This is a genomic window from Pseudarthrobacter chlorophenolicus, assembly GCF_000962805.1.
GTDB classification, from domain to species: Bacteria; Actinomycetota; Actinomycetes; order Actinomycetales; family Micrococcaceae; genus Arthrobacter; species Arthrobacter chlorophenolicus_A.
The window spans coordinates 26,255-42,789 of record NZ_JZTW01000014.1 but is presented as its reverse complement, the minus strand read 5'-3'; the positions used below and the strand labels follow the sequence as shown (position 1 = coordinate 42,789).

At 67.0% G+C, this 16,535-nt stretch carries 17 protein-coding genes and 1 tRNA gene; 12 read left to right on the top strand and 6 right to left on the bottom strand.

Annotated elements, in window-relative coordinates; translation table 11 throughout:
- Positions 1 to 60: 60 nt before the first annotated feature.
- Complete coding sequence (gene pstB / locus UC32_RS14305) at positions 61 to 840, top strand: phosphate ABC transporter ATP-binding protein PstB (protein ID WP_015935591.1); 780 nt, start codon at positions 61 to 63, stop codon at positions 838 to 840.
- A 52-nt stretch (positions 841 to 892) separates the two neighbouring features.
- On the opposite strand, the gene UC32_RS14300 is transcribed toward pstB, so the two are convergent.
- The 4 genes from UC32_RS14300 to UC32_RS14285 all read right to left on the bottom strand — a co-directional run bounded on the left by UC32_RS14300 (position 893) and on the right by UC32_RS14285 (position 4,050).
- Positions 893 to 1,300, bottom strand: a complete 408-nt coding sequence (locus UC32_RS14300) for a hypothetical protein (RefSeq protein WP_045731864.1) — start codon at positions 1,298 to 1,300, stop codon at positions 893 to 895.
- Positions 1,301 to 1,465: 165 nt separating this feature from the next.
- Complete coding sequence (locus UC32_RS14295; protein ID WP_045731863.1) at positions 1,466 to 2,476, bottom strand: inorganic phosphate transporter; 1,011 nt, start codon at positions 2,474 to 2,476, stop codon at positions 1,466 to 1,468.
- Between the two features lies 1 nt (position 2,477).
- Entirely contained in the window at positions 2,478 to 3,041 is a 564-nt protein-coding gene (locus UC32_RS14290; RefSeq protein ID WP_045731943.1) for a DUF47 domain-containing protein, read from the bottom strand.
- 349 nt (positions 3,042 to 3,390) lie between these two features.
- Complete coding sequence (locus UC32_RS14285; RefSeq protein WP_045731862.1) at positions 3,391 to 4,050, bottom strand: hypothetical protein; 660 nt, start codon at positions 4,048 to 4,050, stop codon at positions 3,391 to 3,393.
- A 215-nt stretch (positions 4,051 to 4,265) separates the two neighbouring features.
- Between UC32_RS14285 and UC32_RS14280 the strand changes: the two genes are divergently transcribed.
- Positions 4,266 to 4,338, top strand: a tRNA-Lys gene (locus UC32_RS14280).
- Positions 4,339 to 4,449: 111 nt separating this feature from the next.
- Here the strand turns inward: UC32_RS14280 and UC32_RS14275 are convergent.
- On the bottom strand, positions 4,450 to 5,631 hold the full coding sequence (locus UC32_RS14275) for a GDSL-type esterase/lipase family protein (RefSeq protein ID WP_045731861.1): 1,182 nt from the start codon (positions 5,629 to 5,631) through the stop codon (positions 4,450 to 4,452).
- Between the two features lie 249 nt (positions 5,632 to 5,880).
- Between UC32_RS14275 and UC32_RS14270 the strand changes: the two genes are divergently transcribed.
- The 5 genes from UC32_RS14270 to UC32_RS14250 all read left to right on the top strand — a co-directional run bounded on the left by UC32_RS14270 (position 5,881) and on the right by UC32_RS14250 (position 10,070).
- Complete coding sequence (locus UC32_RS14270) at positions 5,881 to 6,900, top strand: LacI family DNA-binding transcriptional regulator (protein ID WP_045731860.1); 1,020 nt, start codon at positions 5,881 to 5,883, stop codon at positions 6,898 to 6,900.
- 106 nt (positions 6,901 to 7,006) lie between these two features.
- Positions 7,007 to 7,837 (top strand): DUF4397 domain-containing protein, encoded by an 831-nt coding sequence (locus UC32_RS14265; RefSeq protein ID WP_045731859.1) that lies wholly within the window; start codon positions 7,007 to 7,009, stop codon positions 7,835 to 7,837.
- A gap of 119 nt (positions 7,838 to 7,956) precedes the next feature.
- Positions 7,957 to 8,688 carry a class F sortase gene (locus tag UC32_RS14260; RefSeq protein WP_045731858.1) on the top strand — a complete coding sequence of 244 codons (732 nt, stop codon included), beginning with the start codon at positions 7,957 to 7,959 and terminating at the stop codon, positions 8,686 to 8,688.
- Between the two features lie 49 nt (positions 8,689 to 8,737).
- On the top strand, positions 8,738 to 9,319 hold the full coding sequence (locus UC32_RS14255) for an RNA polymerase sigma factor (protein ID WP_045731857.1): 582 nt from the start codon (positions 8,738 to 8,740) through the stop codon (positions 9,317 to 9,319).
- Complete coding sequence (locus UC32_RS14250; protein ID WP_045731856.1) at positions 9,306 to 10,070, top strand: anti-sigma factor; 765 nt, start codon at positions 9,306 to 9,308, stop codon at positions 10,068 to 10,070. Before UC32_RS14255 ends, UC32_RS14250 begins: the two co-directional genes overlap by 14 nt.
- Here the strand turns inward: UC32_RS14250 and UC32_RS14245 are convergent.
- Positions 10,060 to 10,560, bottom strand: a complete 501-nt coding sequence (locus tag UC32_RS14245) for a hypothetical protein (RefSeq protein ID WP_045731855.1) — start codon at positions 10,558 to 10,560, stop codon at positions 10,060 to 10,062. The genes UC32_RS14250 and UC32_RS14245 overlap by 11 nt on opposite strands.
- 358 nt (positions 10,561 to 10,918) lie before the next feature.
- On the opposite strand from UC32_RS14245, the gene UC32_RS14240 reads away from it, so the two are divergent.
- The 5 genes from UC32_RS14240 (at position 10,919) to araA (ending at position 16,532) form a co-directional block, all read left to right on the top strand.
- Entirely contained in the window at positions 10,919 to 11,704 is a 786-nt protein-coding gene (locus UC32_RS14240; protein ID WP_045731942.1) for an alpha/beta fold hydrolase, read from the top strand.
- 74 nt (positions 11,705 to 11,778) lie between these two features.
- Positions 11,779 to 12,438: a dihydrofolate reductase family protein gene (locus UC32_RS14235; RefSeq protein ID WP_045731854.1), complete on the top strand. Its 660-nt coding sequence runs from the start codon at positions 11,779 to 11,781 to the stop codon at positions 12,436 to 12,438.
- A gap of 120 nt (positions 12,439 to 12,558) precedes the next feature.
- Positions 12,559 to 14,292: a ribulokinase gene (araB, locus tag UC32_RS14230; RefSeq protein WP_045731853.1), complete on the top strand. Its 1,734-nt coding sequence runs from the start codon at positions 12,559 to 12,561 to the stop codon at positions 14,290 to 14,292.
- A complete protein-coding gene (locus UC32_RS14225; RefSeq protein WP_045731852.1) occupies positions 14,289 to 14,984 on the top strand; it encodes an L-ribulose-5-phosphate 4-epimerase in 696 nt (231 codons plus the stop codon). Before araB ends, UC32_RS14225 begins: the two co-directional genes overlap by 4 nt.
- Before the next feature lie 27 nt (positions 14,985 to 15,011).
- Complete coding sequence (gene araA / locus UC32_RS14220) at positions 15,012 to 16,532, top strand: L-arabinose isomerase (protein WP_045731851.1); 1,521 nt, start codon at positions 15,012 to 15,014, stop codon at positions 16,530 to 16,532.
- Positions 16,533 to 16,535: the final 3 nt, after the last annotated feature.

The window sequence follows — 16,535 nt, the reverse complement described above, 5'->3', positions numbered from 1 at the left end:
TTCCGGTCCAGCGGGCCGGATGACAGACTTCAATTCATCCCCAGTTAGTGAAGGAACACCATGTCTAAGCGCATCGACGTCAAGGACCTGAACGTTTACTACGGCGACTTCCTCGCCGTGGAAGACGTCAGCATCAACATCGAGGCCAAGTCCGTCACCGCGTTCATCGGCCCGTCCGGTTGCGGCAAGTCCACGTTCCTGCGGACCCTGAACCGCATGCACGAGGTCATCCCCGGCGCCCGCGTGGAAGGCGAAGTCCTCCTCGACGGAGACAACCTGTACGGCAACGGCGTGGACCCCGTGACGGTCCGTTCGCAGATCGGCATGGTGTTCCAGCGGCCTAACCCGTTCCCCACCATGTCCATCCGGGACAACGTGCTTGCCGGCGTGAAGCTGAACAACAAGAAGATCTCCAAGGGCGAAGCCGATGTCCTGGTGGAACGCTCCCTGAAGGGCGCCAACCTGTGGAACGAGGTTAAGGACCGCCTGGACAAGCCGGGCTCCGGCCTCTCCGGCGGCCAGCAGCAGCGCCTCTGCATCGCCCGCGCCATCGCCGTGGAGCCGCAGGTGATCCTCATGGACGAGCCATGCTCCGCCCTGGACCCCATCTCCACGCTGGCCATCGAGGACCTCATCAACGAGCTCAAGGACCAGTACACCGTGGTGATCGTGACCCACAACATGCAGCAGGCGGCGCGCGTCTCTGACAAGACCGCGTTCTTCAACATCGCCGGCACCGGCAAGCCGGGCAAGCTGATCGAGTTTGGCGACACCCACACCATCTTCAGCAACCCTGTGGAGAAGGCTACCGAGGACTACGTTTCCGGCCGCTTCGGGTAAATCCGGCAATATCGGAGCCAGGGGCGCGCAGGCGCTGCGCCCCGGGGTGCGCCTAGGCCGGGACTTCCAGCTGGAAACCGCACCGGCAGCGCAGGACCCTGGTAGGCAGGCATACGGCGCTGGGATCGTCGCCGGCCCTGCTGGTCCGGTAGCCGAGCCGCACAATCTCGAAGCCGGCTTCCTCCATGGGGTAGCCGCAATGGACGTAGTCATCGCCGAACATGATGACCTGCGTCATGGAGCGAACCTGGTGGAGGGCGGCAGCGACGTCCGTGGTGTACGCCAGGTGCTCCTGGAACTGCATGCAGCCATCGCAGGTGTAGGACACCGTCACCAGGTCCCCGCCACCGGGGTCCAGGGCCGTGATCGCGTGGATGGTCACGTGGTTTTCCGTGCCGCATGTTGCGCAGCCGAGCTGCCGGGGCTGGGGCAGCGGGCGCCGGGGATTCGAAGTAGACATGATGCCTGCTCTTTTCCGCGATGTGCATCCATGCCGCCGGTTGCAGCAGCGGCAAAATCCGGCGGTTGCACACGGCGCCGGACGGGTCCCCGGCACCCAGCACTGGGGGACGTCCTTCGAATGTACGTCACCGTCGCCGGGACTGTACAGGAAAATTACGGGCGCTCAGCCCGCCGCGGACAGGGCCAACGCCAGGACGAAGGCGAGTGCCGCCGTCGCCACCGGTGTGAGGACCCAGAGCCCCACGATGCGGATGACCAGCTTCCGGTTGGTCACGGAGAAGTGCTGGTTCTCGCCGGCTCCCAGGACCGCCGAGGTGACGGTGTGGGTGGTGGACAGGGGCCAGTGCAGTGCAAGGGCCCCCACGAACAGCATGAGGGCGCTGTAGATCTGGGCCACTGAACCGCGCAGCGGATCAACCCTGGTGAGCTTGTAGCCGATTGTGTGGGATATCCGCCATCCGCCAAACAGGGTCCCCGCCGTAATCATCACCGCGGACAGGAGGACAACCCACACGGGGATGCTCCCGCCGTCGGAATATCCTGCCGCGAGCAGGGCGAGCAGCAGCACGGCGCTGACCCGCTGGCCGTCCTGCAACCCGTGGCCGAATGCCACCGCGCCGGCGGCAATGGCCTGGCTGCGGCGGAAGCGCTGGTTCACCACACTCGGCTGGGTGTGGCGGGCGGCCCAGGTGGCCGGGTACACCAGGAGGAATGCGCCGCTGTACGCCACCAGGGGAGAGAGTAAGAGCGGCAGGACCACCTGCAGCAGGAGTGACTGGTCTGCGCCGCCCACACCGGCCCCGCCAACGGCAAGGCTGGCAACGCCGGCCCCGGCCAGGCCGCCCACCAGGGTGTGTGTCGAGGGGACGGGGATGCCCCGCCACCACATCAGCAGGCCCCAGGCGCACGCGCTGAGAAGGCCGGAGACCAGGATGGCCAGGCCATCGGTGCCGGATGGCAGGCTGATCCAGGTCTGGCTGACGGCAACGGCCAGGGTGGCGCTCAGGAGCGCCCCCACAAAGTTGAAGAAGGCGGCCAGCAGGACCGCCACACTGGGCGTGAGTGCCCGGTTGCGGACCGGCAGGGCCGTGGAGAGGGAAACGTCCCGGAAGCCGTTGAGGAACGCAAACGCGGCGGTGAGGAGCACCACTGCGCCGAAGAAGACTGCCGTCACCTCACGATTCCTTGACGATGATGCTGCCCACCTGCGTGGCGATGCGCCGCATATCCTTGGTGACCTCAACCAGTTGGTTGGCCACGTCCCGGTTGCGGGAATACTGGGCCCACTTCATGTCTGAGATCATGTCCGCCACCCACACCCGGTGCGTGCGCTCGGCCCGTTTGGTGAGGCGGAGGATCTCGATCCAGTAGTCCTCGAGGTCGTCCAGGTTGTTCAGCCGGCGCATGGCGTCCACCGTCAGTTCAGCCTGCCTGCTGATGATCTCCAGCTGGTCCGCGGCGCGCTTGGGGAGCCGCTCCAGTTTGTACAGCGCCACCAATTCGGCCGCGGCGTCCATCTTTTCCATGGCTTCGTTGAGGTAGCGGGACAGGGTGTACATGTCCTCGCGGGGGAGCGGGTTTACGAAGCTGGTCCGCATGTGGGTCAGCAGGGCATAGTGCAGCTCGGAGGACTTTGCGTCATGGTTGTGCATGTCCTCCACGAGCTTGGCGTGGTCTGCAGCCGAGACTCCCAGGATTTCCGCCAGGGTGCCGCTGGCCAGGACAATCTGCTGGGCCATCTGGGAGAGGAGTTTCAGCCCGGCGGGCTCCTGGGGAAATAGGCGCAGCTGCTTCACGTGGTTTACCGGTCTCCGGGAAAAGTTCAAGGCGGGGGATTGCCGCCGTGTGACTTGACCCGGGCGCGCAACTGACGCTAACTCTACCGGCCCCTCGCCGCGGGCCTGAAATGGGCGGACGGCAAAATGGGCAGAAAAATGGTGCCGAACCGGATACGCCTCTCGGCGGTAGGCCGCTCTAGGCGGCTGAGTGTTGAAGCCCGGGGGTTTCGCGGTTCGGCACCGGTTTTAGTCTTCTACGATGCTTCGCCCAAGTCAATCTTGACAGTTGGCGGTGCTTGGGCAGGGGGTTTCAGTCGAGCTCCCCGAGGCGCCACGCGTTGGCGGCGTGCTCCAGGTCCTCTGCGGTCTTCACCAGCTGGTGCGAGTTGCGCGTCAGCTTGCTGGCATGTGCCTCGTTGGCGTGCTCGGCACCATCGGCGAGGGTCGCCTGGCCGAGCGCCACCACCCGGCAGAAAGCGGCGGAACGTTCCAGCGCGACGTCGAACTCGCCGTCGAACGCGCCGGAAAGGATGGCATCCGCCATGGTCCGCATCTCATCGGCCCCCGGCGGCTCCGCCACGCCCGCCACCACGTTGGACACCTGCGCGGTGTCCTTGCCTGCCCGGAAATAGACGGAGATGCGTTCAGGGTCCTGGACGGTTGCGGCACGCAGGGCATAAAGCCGCCACAGTGCTCCCGGCAGCGAGCGGGCCGGGCTTTCGGCCCACATCTCCGCGATGGCTTCCAGGCCCTGTTCGTCCGCGAGCCGCACCAGGCGCTCGGTGATGACGGGATCGTCGCTGTCGCGGCCGTGCCGGACCAGCGCCTGCGCGGCAAGGTGGGCAGCCTCGGAGACCCGGGCGGGGTCAGCGCCGCCGGCGAAGGGCTCGAAGTCGATGGGGGCGAAGGGCTTGGGCTTGTGGTGCCGGTTCGCGCCGCCGTATGGCTTGGATCCTGCTTGCTCGCTCATGCCCCCACGCTACTCCTGTGCCGTTCCTGAATCGAGCACGCGAGGCAGGGGCGGGCCGGGCAGGAAAGCGGGTGCCGGATCCGGTGTGGAACGCCCGACGGCGGCGTCCGGGCCGCGTGCGGAGGCGCCGGAACCATGGGTTAGAGTATTAACGTCCAGAAATGGATGGGCCGGGATGGCGAACGTGGCAGACTGCAGCGTTGACCAGCCGGCTGGGGCCTTTAGCTCAGTTGGTAGAGCATCGGACTTTTAATCCGTGGGTCGTGGGTTCGAGCCCCACAGGGCCCACCCATTCAGCGGGCCGGAAGCGTGGAGCTTCCGGCCCGTTTTTGTTTTCCGCTGTGCCGCCAGTCCTGGGCTTGTTCGCCGGACAGGGCCTTCACGGCATGGTCCCGCGAACTAGCTGCTGACCGGAGCCTGTGCCGCCGCGGCAAGCCACTGGCTGCCGGCCGCAATATCAGTGAACCGTTCGCCGATCAGCCCGTAACCCTCGGCATCCGGGTGGAGGAGGTCCGGGAGGAGATGTGCGTCGGCGGACCCGAAAAGCCGCAGCCCGTCCAGGTAGTGAAGATTCGGGTCGGAGGCGCTGCGCTCGCTGACGGCCTCCGCCAGGACGTTCCTGGCATCGCGGAGGGTCATCAGCCCGTCGCCGGGCTTGCGGGGAAGATCGGTGGCCAGGAACTCGCCGTCCACCAGCCGCGAGGGCCCGGGGGCGTCCTCATGCTCGGGGCAGAAGATGGGCGATATCAGGACCAGCGGGGTTCCTGGGTGGCCCTCCCGCACGGTGTCCAGGAATCCGTGAAGGGCTGGTGCGAATGTGCGCCGGCGAAGGCTGGCGCTGTTTATGATGTTGATGCCAACCTTCAGCGTGATGAGGTGGGCCGGCTGGTCGCGGATGGTCCGTGCAACAAACTGGTCCAGGTGGGCGGAGCCTGCCAGCCCCAGGTTGTAAAGGTCCAGGCCCAGGTTGCGGGCGGCGATAACTGGCCACACACCAAGGGGGGACTCGGCGTGTGAGGACTGGCTGATGGAGCTACCGTAGTGCACCCAGCGGGGACCGGTGCGCGGTGCGGGCTGCAGGGGCGATTCGGCGCGGACGCCGTGGATCCGGACGGTTCCACGGTGCGGGAACCACAGCGTGACTGAGCGTTCCTGCCGCGGCCCCGGAATCTCGAATCGGGCCGTGGACGGGGCGCCGGGGGCCAGGGTGCTGGACCCGTCCGGAAAGGTTTCCAGGACGTCCCCCTCGTGGAAGTCCCGGCTTTCGGCATGGCCATCCGACGTGGTCAGGCTGAGCACCGCAGCCTGCAACGGACGCCAGCGCCAGTCAGCAGATTCCCGGGTGAACGTCAGGTCCACCTCCAGCCAGGCGGCATCGGTGAGGAACTCCAGCCGCACCCCGGAGGGCGTTGCATTGGCTTTGGCCAGCGGATTGTCCCCACCGAACTGGGCCTGCGTCCATGCGGGAAGCCGCCGGATGGTGGTGCCGCCGGTGCCCGGGGTGATGTCCAGTGCTCCGCGGAAGGCCGCTGCTTCGGTGTCCGGTGAAGCGGTATATGGTGCAGCGTTGTCCAGGGCCATGGCCCCATTCCACCACGCCAATGTCCAGGCCCGGGCCCGGGCTGTGCTGCATGACGTCCCTTGACGAGGCAGGGAATGTAAAAGAACCAGCCGGGCCTTACTCATAGGCTTGTTCGCTCGTCAGAACCTTGACGGCGGGGTTGCGCGAACTGGCTTCTGATGGAACCCGGGAAGCACGGGGGCGGTCCATGCAAGGTTGCTCAGACGGGCCTGGGGCGGGCCACCCGTTCCAGCGGGGACAATAGGCAGATGGCTAAAAGCAGCAAGGGCAGGATGCCGCGCCTGGAGGATGTGGCAGATGTGGCCGGCGTTTCCCACCAGACCGTCTCCCGCGTCATCAACAACCACCCGAATGTCAGCAAGGCCACCCGGGAAAAGGTGGAGGCCGCCATTGCGGAGTTGGGGTACCGGCGGAACACGGCTGCCCGGAGCCTGGTCACCAGGCGGTCCCAGACCATCGGGGTCCTGGCCAGCGAGCTGTCCCAATACGGGCCGGCCAATACCCTCCTCGGCGTGGAGCAGGCTGCGCGAGATGCCGGTTACTTCGTCAGCATTGCCGCACTCCGCGAGGTCAACGGAGCAGCCATCGCCGGCGCCGTCAGCCACTTCCTGGACCAGGCGGTGGACGGCATTGCCGTGCTGGTGCCGCACGCGGAGACCCTCCAGGCGCTCGACGCGCTGAACATCCCGGTCCCGGTGATGGCCGTGGGATCGCTGGGCAACAGCGAGGTGAGCGGTGCCATGGTGGACCAGCGCGCGGGGGCGCGGCTCGCCGTCGAACATCTCATCGCCCAGGGGCACCGGCGGATCGGCCATGTTTCGGGTCCCGCCGGCTGGACCGACGGCGCCGAGCGTGCCGAGGGATGGCGGGAAGCCCTCCACGCCGCGGGCCTTGCGGACGATCTTCTGGTGGAAGGGGACTGGAGCGCCGGCAGCGGCTACGCCATCGGGCGGGAGCTGGCGGCCGCGCGCAGCGCAACCGCACTCTTCGTGGGCAACGACCAGATGGCGCTGGGAATCCTGAGGGCCTTCGCCGAGGCCGGTGTCCGCGTGCCCGACGACGTTTCAGTCGTTGGGTTCGACGACCAGCCGGAATCGGGGTACTTCAGCCCGCCGCTGACCACCGTCCGGCAGGACTTCGAGGAGCTGGGCCGCCGCTGCCTGGACATCATGCTCAAGGAAATCGAGGCCGGTGCCGGGATCAGCTCCACCGTGGTCACACCGGCACTTGTTCCAAGGTCCAGCACTGCCGCACCCGCGGCCGGGTAGGCGGCCACAAATAGTTCCATGATTCTGCATCCAAATCCGCGCCCGCACCGGTAATAGAGGTGTAAGCGTAAAGCGCCCGCCCGCCGGGCCGACCAAGGAGAAGGACATGCGAAAGAGGATCTTCACAGCAGGTATCGGTGCCGCAGCCATCGCCGCCGCGATGGCCCTGGCCGGTCCCGCCAGCGCCGCCGAAGGCGACGCCCAGCTGTCGGTGCTGCACGGCGTCCCCGGGCTGACCGTGGATGTCTGGGTCAATGGCGACCGCACCCTGGACGATTTCACCCCGGGCAGCCTGGCAGGGCCGCTGGCATTGCCCGCTGGCGCCTACCAGATCGCGATCACCGCGGCGGACGCTGCCGATGCATCCGCAGCTGTCATCGGCCCCGTTACCGTGAACCTGGCCGCCAACGGTAACTACACCGCAGTGGCCAACCTTGACACGGCTGGCAAGCCCACAGCCAACCTCTTCACCAACGACGTGTCCCAGATCGCCGCCGGCAAGGGCAAGCTCACCGTCCGGCACACCGCCGCGGCACCCGCCGTCGACGTGCTGGCCGGCGGCAGCGCTATGGTCACCAACCTGTCCAACCCCAACGAGCAGACGCTAACCCTGGACCCGGGAACGGTGTCCGCCACGGTTGCCGCAACCGGAACTACCGCCCCGGTGATCGGCCCGGCGGACGTCACCATCGCCGAGGGCACGCACACCATCGTGTACGCGTGGGGCAGCCTGGCTGACAAGAACCTGCAGCTCGCGGTGCAGACCATCCCCGGCCTGCACTCCGCGCCCGGATCTGTCCCCGGCGCCCGGGACGGATCCGCCGATGCGCAAGCACCGGCAGGCCTGGTCCTCGGCTTCGGTGCAGCCGCCCTCGCCCTGCTGGTTGGCGGCTTCGGTGCTGCCCGCGTAGTGGCAGCACGCCGCGTCCGGCAGTAACGTACCGGATCCGAAAGACCGGCCGCCCGGCGTACCCTGCCCACCTGCGCTGGGCGGCCACCCTACCGAAAACCACTACTCCCCGCGGGCACGGGGCCCGGACTGAGAAAGGCACGGCGATGAACGGATGCACGACGACGGCAGGGGAGTTCCGCCGTCGTCCATCTGTTGGGGTGCGGATGGCCGCCGCCGTGTCCCTAGGGGTGCTGACCGCATGCGCACCGGCCGGACAGTCCACAGCACCGTCCGTTGCGCCCGCCAGTACAGCAGCCCCTGCAGCAACTGCCCCTCCCAGGTTGGTTCCCACTCCCGGTCCTACTACCCAGGGCGCGGCCGCTTCGGCCGGCCAGCCGGGTGCGGCGCCCACCATTCCCGTCCATCCGGCCACCCTGGGCACTGTCTCGGCGGATCCCGTGCCGACGTCGATCTCCATCGCCGGCACGGCCATCGACATGCCGGTGGTCCCCGGGGGAGTGTCCGGCGAGGGCGCCATGGAAATCCCGGACGCCTTTGACCGCGCGGCCTGGTACCGGTTCGGGCCCGCACCCGGCGCTGCTTCGGGGGCTTCCGTGATAGCCGGCCACATCGACACCGCCTCGGACAGGGCGCCGTTCTCCGCCCTGAAATCGCTGGCCGAGGGCACCGCCATCCGCGTAGGCCGTGACGGCGCCCCGGACCTCACCTACCGCGTGGTAAGGGTGGAATTGATGGCCAAGGACAAGTTCGACGGTGGCTCGCTCTTCCGCCGTACCGGGCCGCACGAGCTCAAGGTGGTAACCTGCGGCGGAAGATGGCTGGACGAGCGGATGGACTACAGCGACAATGTGATAGTCACCGCGGTCCCCGGGTAAGTGGTGACCAGCCATGGTTCTCGTCATCGATGCCGGGAAGGAGCCGCGAGTGACCCCTCCTGCGCAGGCCTCCCACGGCTGGGATGACCGGCTGACTGCCTCTTTCCTCGCCGGTGATGAGAAGGCTTTGGCCGCGGCCTACCGCGAGTTCGCCCCGCTGGTGCACACCCTGGCCCTCCGTTCCCTGGCAGATGCATCAGCCGCTGACGATGTCACCCAGGAAGTCTTCATCCGGGTGTGGCGTTCGCGGAGCACTTTCAACCCGGACGTGGCCCGGCTGCCCGCCTGGATTGTGGGGATCACCAGGAACGTCATCACCGACGCGCACTCGGCGACCGCACGCGAAGTCCGCAAGGCCCACGCGGTAGCCGGCGCCGGACTGGCTGCCGGAGAAGTAGGCGCAGGATCAGAGGCCGCAGAGGTTCTGGCGGACCGGCTGATGCTGGACGGAGAGCTGGAAAGACTGGGCGAACCGCAGGGCTCCATCATGAAGCTGGCCTTCTACGAGGATCTGACGCACGAACAGATCTCTCGGAAACTGGACCTGCCGCTTGGTACGGTCAAGAGCCACATCCGCCGCAGCCTGACGCATTTGAGAAGCCGATTGGAGGTAGACCATGCCGCATCTTGATCCGGAACAGTTGAGCCTCCTGGCGCTCTACGACGACTGGGAGGACGCCGACGGCCGGGAGCACCTCAATGTGTGCCCCGAATGCGCCTCCGACTACGCCGCGCTGCGCCGCACCGTTGACGCAGTGAAGACGACGCCGGACTCCACCAGCCTGTCCGTTCCCGGGCCCCAGGTGTGGGCCGGGATCCACCGGGAACTTGGACTTGCCGACTCTGTCCGGGAGGACCCGCTGAGTGGTCCCGGGACCAAGCCCGCGGAGGCACCTGCCGAGGCGGCGCCGTCGAACGTTGCCGTATTCAGCCCGCGGAAGAAGGCATGGTGGCAGCGCACCGGTACGTGGATCGCCGCCGCCGCGGCTGTGGTCCTCGTTGCGGGTGGTGGAATCTGGGCGTCCATGCGGCCCGCCCAACCACCCCAGCCCACCCAGCTGGCTCAGGCCCAGCTGACGCCGCTGGCGCAGTACTCGGCCAGCGGTTCAGCCAAAGTGGTGGAGGCGGCCGATGGTTCCCGCAGCCTGGAGGTCACGCTCGACAAGGATGAAGCGAAGGGGTACCAGGAGGTCTGGCTGATTGCACCTGACCTGTCACGGCTGGTCAGCCTCGGCGTCATGGCCTCTGACTCCGGGACGTTCCAGGTTCCTGCGGGGCTGCAGCTGGCCGACTACCCGATCGTTGACGTTTCTGACGAACCGGTGGACGGGAACCCGGGCCACTCAAGCGTCAGCATTGTCCGCGGAACGCTTACTTCCTGACCCGCATCCCTGCGTGCACTTCGAGTGGTTTCCGTTGGCTCCGGCGTGCGGGAATCCTGTCCAGTTGCCGTGTAATGACAAGGGTCAGCAGGGCCGCTCCCATGTGCAGGTACAAGAGCAGATGCAGATCATGCGCCACGGGTCCTTGGCCCTGGTTTGCCGTGCTGGGGTCCTGGGCGGGCGATTGACCGTGGCCATGGGAGGGTGCGTCGAATCCGGTGGAAATCGAAAAGGCAGCGAAGGCAAAGTGCAGCATTTGCTGGGCGATCCCGGCCGTCAGGAGCAGGCCCCACCCTGGCAGCCGCCCGGGCTTGCCGATCGCCGCCGCCATGCCCAGCAGCGCGGCGAGGGCCACCACGATCACCAGCGACGGGGAGGCTCCGCCGCCCAGGACATGCGCCGCCCACCCTAAGCCGGTGGCGAGCGGGCCGAGGAGCCATGCCAGTGACGCACTGGGTATGCGCCCGGGTTCGACTCTGGTGGTGGCCACAGGGATCCCCTCGATCCATCCGGTTGGGCAGTACCTGTGGACCGTACCCTGAATTGCTGCTGATGAACGCCTTTATGGAGAAACTCCGCAGGGAACTTAATTCACCGGTGCCGGGCACTACTCCTGGTCCGGCCTGTCTGAGCAGCCCGCCGTCACGCAGGGCACGCTTCTGGCCTCCCCAAGCCTTCTGTTCCGCGCATAACCGGGGCTCCGCCGTCGGGCGCCCTCCGAAAGGCTGCTGTGCGTGACGCGGCGAGGCCTGGAGATGCTTCTCGTCAGGCATGAAACGCGTGCCCAGGTCATCTTTTGGGGAATCGGGCAGCATACGCGCCGGGGCGGGGGCGGTAGGCTCTGGTCCGTGATTGCTCAAATCTGTGGGGATGGACTGCCGCTCGTCGTGATTCACGGTTTCGGTGTGGACCACAGGATCATGCTCCCGCTGGAAGATGCCATCGGTGAACGTGGATGGCAGCGACTCTACATCGACCTGCCCTGGGCGGCAGGGGGTTCCGGCAACAACGCCGCCAGCGCCCACCAGATATCGCAGGAAGTTCTGGACGATATCCGGGGCCACCTTGGAAACCGGCATTTTGCGGTGATAGGCAACTCGTTTGGAGGCATGCTTGCCCGCTATGTTGCTCATGAGCTGCGGGCGCAGGTTCTCGGCCTGGCCACACTTGCGGGTGTCTATGAACCGGTCCATGCCGCGCGCGACTTGCCCCGCCGTCAGGTTGTCCGGGAAGACCCTTCAGTCCTGGCTTTGGCAGGGCCGTCCAGGGACGACTTCGAAGAGATGGCTGTCGTTCAAAGCATGGACACACTGGATGCTTTCACCCGGTACGTACTTCCCGGCCTCCGCGACGCGGACCAAACCGTCCTGGAACGCGTGAGAGGCGGGTATTCGCTCCCCGTTGAACCGGAAATCGCTCATCCAGCCCCGTTCGAAGCGCCATCATTGCATCTCTTCGGCCGGCAGGACCACGTCACGGGCTATGAGGACGGGTGGAAGCTTCGGGACCACTACGTCCGTGGGACCTACGCCGTTCTTGACGCCGCCGGCCACAGTGCGCACCTTGAACGCCCGGATCTTACGGCCGCGCTGCTGAAGGACTGGCTCGGAAGCACCAGCGCTGCTGCTTTCTGACCGCAGGCTCTGGAGCATCCGGGTTCGATGCCCCTAAGGTGAGGTGACCAGGCAAGCACACCCCAGGAGATGACATGCCCCTCGTCCGCGTGCACAACTTTTCGGTTTCCCTCGACGGCTTCGGCACGGGCGAGGGCCAGCAGCTCGAGGCCCCGTTCGGCCATGCCGGCTCGAGGCTCATGGAGTGGGCCTTCGGGACGCGTACCTTCCGCGCCATGGGCCTCCACGGAGAGGGGCAGGCATCCTTTGGCGTCGATGAGGCCTTCGCCAGCCAGTGGGGGAAGGGGGTCGGCGTCGAAATCATGGGGCGCAACAAGTTCGGCCCCCAGCGCGGGCCTTGGGAGGACGAGGAGTGGAAGGGATGGTGGGGCGACAATCCCGTCTTCCATACCCCCGTTGTTGTCCTCACGCACCATCCCCGGCCCACCCTTGAAATGGAGGGCGGAACCACTTTCCACTTCATTGATGCCGACCCGGCAACTGCGCTCGCGAAAGCCCGCGAACTGGCCCCGGGCCTCGACGTCAGGATCGGCGGCGGTGCGGACACGGTGCGGCAGTTCCTCGAAGCCGACCTGATCGACCACATGCACATCGCCGTAGTGCCCATCATTCTCGGCCGCGGTGAGCGGCTGTGGGACGGGCTGGAAGGCCTGGACGAGCGCTTCGACGTCGAGTCCACCACATCGCCTACCGGAGTGGTGCACATGGTGTTCACCCGCCGCGGCTCCCGCTAGGCAGACCCGGGCCGGCCAAACCGGAAAACCCGCCAGGAGGACGCTCGTTGACTTCATTCTTGTTAGCGCTCACAATTAGACCCAGGCCGCAACGCTGCGGCAGCTATCAAAGGAACTTCCATGAAAACAGCGGACAGTGCCGAGGCCTGCGTCATCGGTGTTGATTACGGGACACTCTCCGGCCGGGCCGTGGTGGTGCGCGTCAGGGACGGCAAGGAACTGGGCAGCGGAGTCTTTGACTATCCCCACGCCGTCCTCACCGATTCCCTCCCCAAGGACGTAGCGGGCGACGGCGGCGCCCGGCTTCCCGGCGAATGGGCACTCCAGGTGCCGAGCGACTACCGGGACGTCCTGCGCATCGCCGTCCCCGCCGCCGTCGCGGACGCGGGAATCGACCCGGCGGCCGTCGTCGGAATCGCCACGGACTTCACCGCCTGCACCATGGTGCCCACGCGGGTCGACGGAACGCCGCTGAACGAGGTGCCGGGGTTTGCAAACCGGCCGCACGCCTACGTGAAACTATGGCGCCACCACGCGGCCCAGCCGCAGGCCGACCGGATCAACCGGCTCGCGGCAGAGCGCGGCGAGGATTGGCTGCCCCGCTACGGCGGGCTGATCTCCTCCGAATGGGAATTCGCCAAGGGGCTCCAGCTGCTTGAGGAAGATCCCGAAGCCTACGCCGCCATGGATCACTGGGTGGAAGCCGCCGACTGGATCGTCTGGCAGCTCTGCGGGGAGTACGTCCGCAACGCCTGCACCGCCGGTTATAAAGGCATCTACCAGGACAGCCGGTACCCGTCTGAGGACTTCCTGGCTGCATTGAACCCGCAGTTCAAGGACTTCGTCAGCGCGAAACTCGAGCACACCATCGGCCAACTCGGCGATGCTGCCGGCTTCCTCACGGCTGAGGCCGCAGCGTGGACCGGCCTGCCGGAGGGCATCGCCGTCGCTGTCGGAAACGTGGATGCGCACGTCACCGCCCCGGCCGCCAAGGCAGTGGATCCCGGCCAGCTGGTGGCCATCATGGGAACGTCCACCTGCCACGTCATGAACGGTGCCGAGCTCCGCGAAGTCCCCGGCATGTGTGGCGTGGTGGACGGCGGGATCGTTCCCGGCCTCTGGGGCTACGAGGCAGGCCAGTCCGGTGTCGGCGATATTTTCGGCTGGTTCACCAAAAACGGTGTCCCGCCCGAATACCACCGGGCGGCCGCGGCGGCGGGACTCGGCATCCACGAATACCTCACCGAACTTGCCTCAAGCCAGGCCATCGGCCAACACGGGCTGATCGCGCTCGACTGGCACTCCGGCAACCGGTCCGTGCTGGTGGACCACGAACTCTCCGGAGTCATCGTGGGCCAGACCCTCGCCACCACGCCGGAAGATATTTACCGGGCCCTGCTCGAGGCCACGGCCTTCGGCACACGCACCATCGTGGAGGCCTTCCGCGACGCCGGTGTCCCGGTCAAGGAGTTCATCGTGGCCGGCGGCCTGCTCAAGAATAAACTCCTGATGCAGATCTATGCCGACGTCACCGGCCTGCAGCTGTCCACCATCGGCTCCGCCCAGGGCCCGGCCCTCGGCTCGGCCATCCACGCCGCCGTCGCGGCCGGACACTACGCGGACATCCGCGAGGCTGCCGCCGCCATGGGATCCGAACCCGGCGAGGTGTACACGCCCATTCCGGAGAACGTGGCCGCCTACGAGGAGCTGTTCCGGGAATACAAAGCCCTGCACGACTACTTCGGCCGCGGCAGCAACGACGTGATGCACCGGCTCAAGGCCATCCAGCGCCGAGCCTCAGGGATCACTTCGGAAGCGGCTGTGACCGAAGTTCCCGTGGAGGTGACCGCATGAGCGCCGCGCTCCTGGACGCCATCGCCCGCACCAGGGCGGACGTTTGCGCCCTGCACGCCGAGCTGACCCGGTACGAACTGGTGGCGTGGACTGCAGGCAACGTCTCCGCCCGCGTGCCCGGAACCGATCTCATGGTCATCAAGCCCTCCGGCGTCTCCTACCAGGACCTGACGCCGGAGCAGATGGTGGTGACCGACCTTTATGGCACGCCTGTGCCAGGTAATGACGACGGCGACTGGGGCAACCCGGCGCTCTCGCCGTCGTCGGACACGGCAGCGCACGCCTACGTCTACCGCCACATGCCCGAGGTGGGCGGCGTGGTCCACACGCACTCCACCTACGCCACCGCCTGGGCAGCCCGAGGTGAAGCCATCCCGTGCGTGCTCACCATGATGAGCGACGAGTTCGGCGGCGAGATTCCGGTGGGACCCTTCGCGCTGATCGGCGACGACTCGATCGGCCACGGCATCGTGGAAACGCTGAAGAACTCCAACTCCCCGGCAGTGCTGATGCAAAACCATGGCCCGTTCACCATCGGCAAGGACGCCAAGTCCGCGGTGAAGGCCGCAGTGATGTGCGAGGAAGTGGCCCGCACCGTCCACATCGCCCGCCAGCTCGGCGACCCCCTGCCCATCGACCAGGGCCACATCGACTCCCTCTATGCCCGCTACCAGAACGTCTACGGCCAATAGGCCTCCAAAACTTTGCCAGGAGAATTCATGAGCACCGCAGCAAACACCTCCCTTGACGGCTACGAGGTCTGGTTCCTCACCGGCAGCCAGCACCTCTACGGCGAGGACGTCCTGAAGCAGGTGGCCGCCCAGTCCCGGGAGATCGCCACCCAGCTCAACGCCGCCTCCGCCGTACCGGTGCGGATCGTATGGAAGCCGGTCCTGACCGATTCCGACGCGATCCGACGCACCGCGCTGGAGGCCAACGCGGACGATTCGGTCATCGGCGTCACGGCCTGGATGCACACGTTCAGCCCGGCCAAGATGTGGATCCAGGGCCTGGACCTGCTCCGCAAGCCGCTGCTGCACCTGCACACCCAGGCCAACCGCGACCTGCCTTGGGCGGACATCGACTTCGACTTCATGAACCTCAACCAGGCCGCCCACGGCGACCGCGAGTTCGGCTACATCCAGTCCCGGCTGGGCATCGCACGGAAGACCGTCGTCGGGCATGTCTCCAACCCTGAGGTGGCCCGCCAGGTAGGCTCCTGGCAGCGCGCCGCCGCCGGCTGGGCCGCCGTGCGGACCCTGAAGCTGACCCGCTTCGGCGACAACATGCGCAACGTCGCCGTCACCGAAGGCGACAAGACCGAAGCGGAGCTGCGCTTCGGCGTCGCGGTCAACACCTGGTCCGTCAACGAGCTCGCCGACGCCGTCCACGGCGCTGCAGAGTCCGACGTCGACGCCCTGGTCGCCGAGTATGAGGACCTTTACGAGGTGGTGCCGGAGCTCCGTGCAGGCGCGGCCCGGCACGAATCGCTGCGGTACGGCGCCCGGATCGAGCTCGGCCTGCGGTCCTTCCTCGAGGCCAACGGTTCTGCCGCGTTCACCACGTCCTTTGAGGACCTTGGCGCGCTCCGCCAGCTCCCGGGCCTGGCGGTGCAGCGGTTGATGGCTGCCGGGTATGGCTTCGGCGCCGAGGGCGACTGGAAAACCGCCATCTTGGTCCGCGCCGCCAAGGTAATGGGCGCAGGTCTCCCCGGCGGGGCGTCCCTGATGGAGGATTACACCTACCATCTGGAGCCCGGCGCAGAGAAGATCCTCGGCGCGCACATGCTGGAGGTCTGCCCGTCCCTCACCGAGACGAAGCCGCGGCTGGAAATCCACCCGCTGGGCATCGGCGGCAAGGAAGATCCCGTGCGGCTGGTGTTCGACGCCGATGCCTCGCCGGGCGTCGTCGTCGCTCTCTCCGACATGCGGGACCGTTTCCGCCTGGTGGCCAACGCCGTCGACGTAGTCCCGCTCGACCAGCCGCTGCCGAACCTGCCCGTCGCCCGCGCACTCTGGCAGCCCAAACCGGACTTCGCCACCTCGGCCGCCGCCTGGCTCACCGCCGGCGCCGCGCACCACACCGTGCTCTCCACCCAGGTAGGCATGGACGTCTTCGAGGACTTCGCCGAGATCGCCAGAACCGAACTGCTCACCATCGACGACGGCACCACCATCCGCCAGTTCAAGAAGGACCTGAACTGGAACGCCGCCTACTACAAGCTGGCCGGGGGCCTCTAGCCG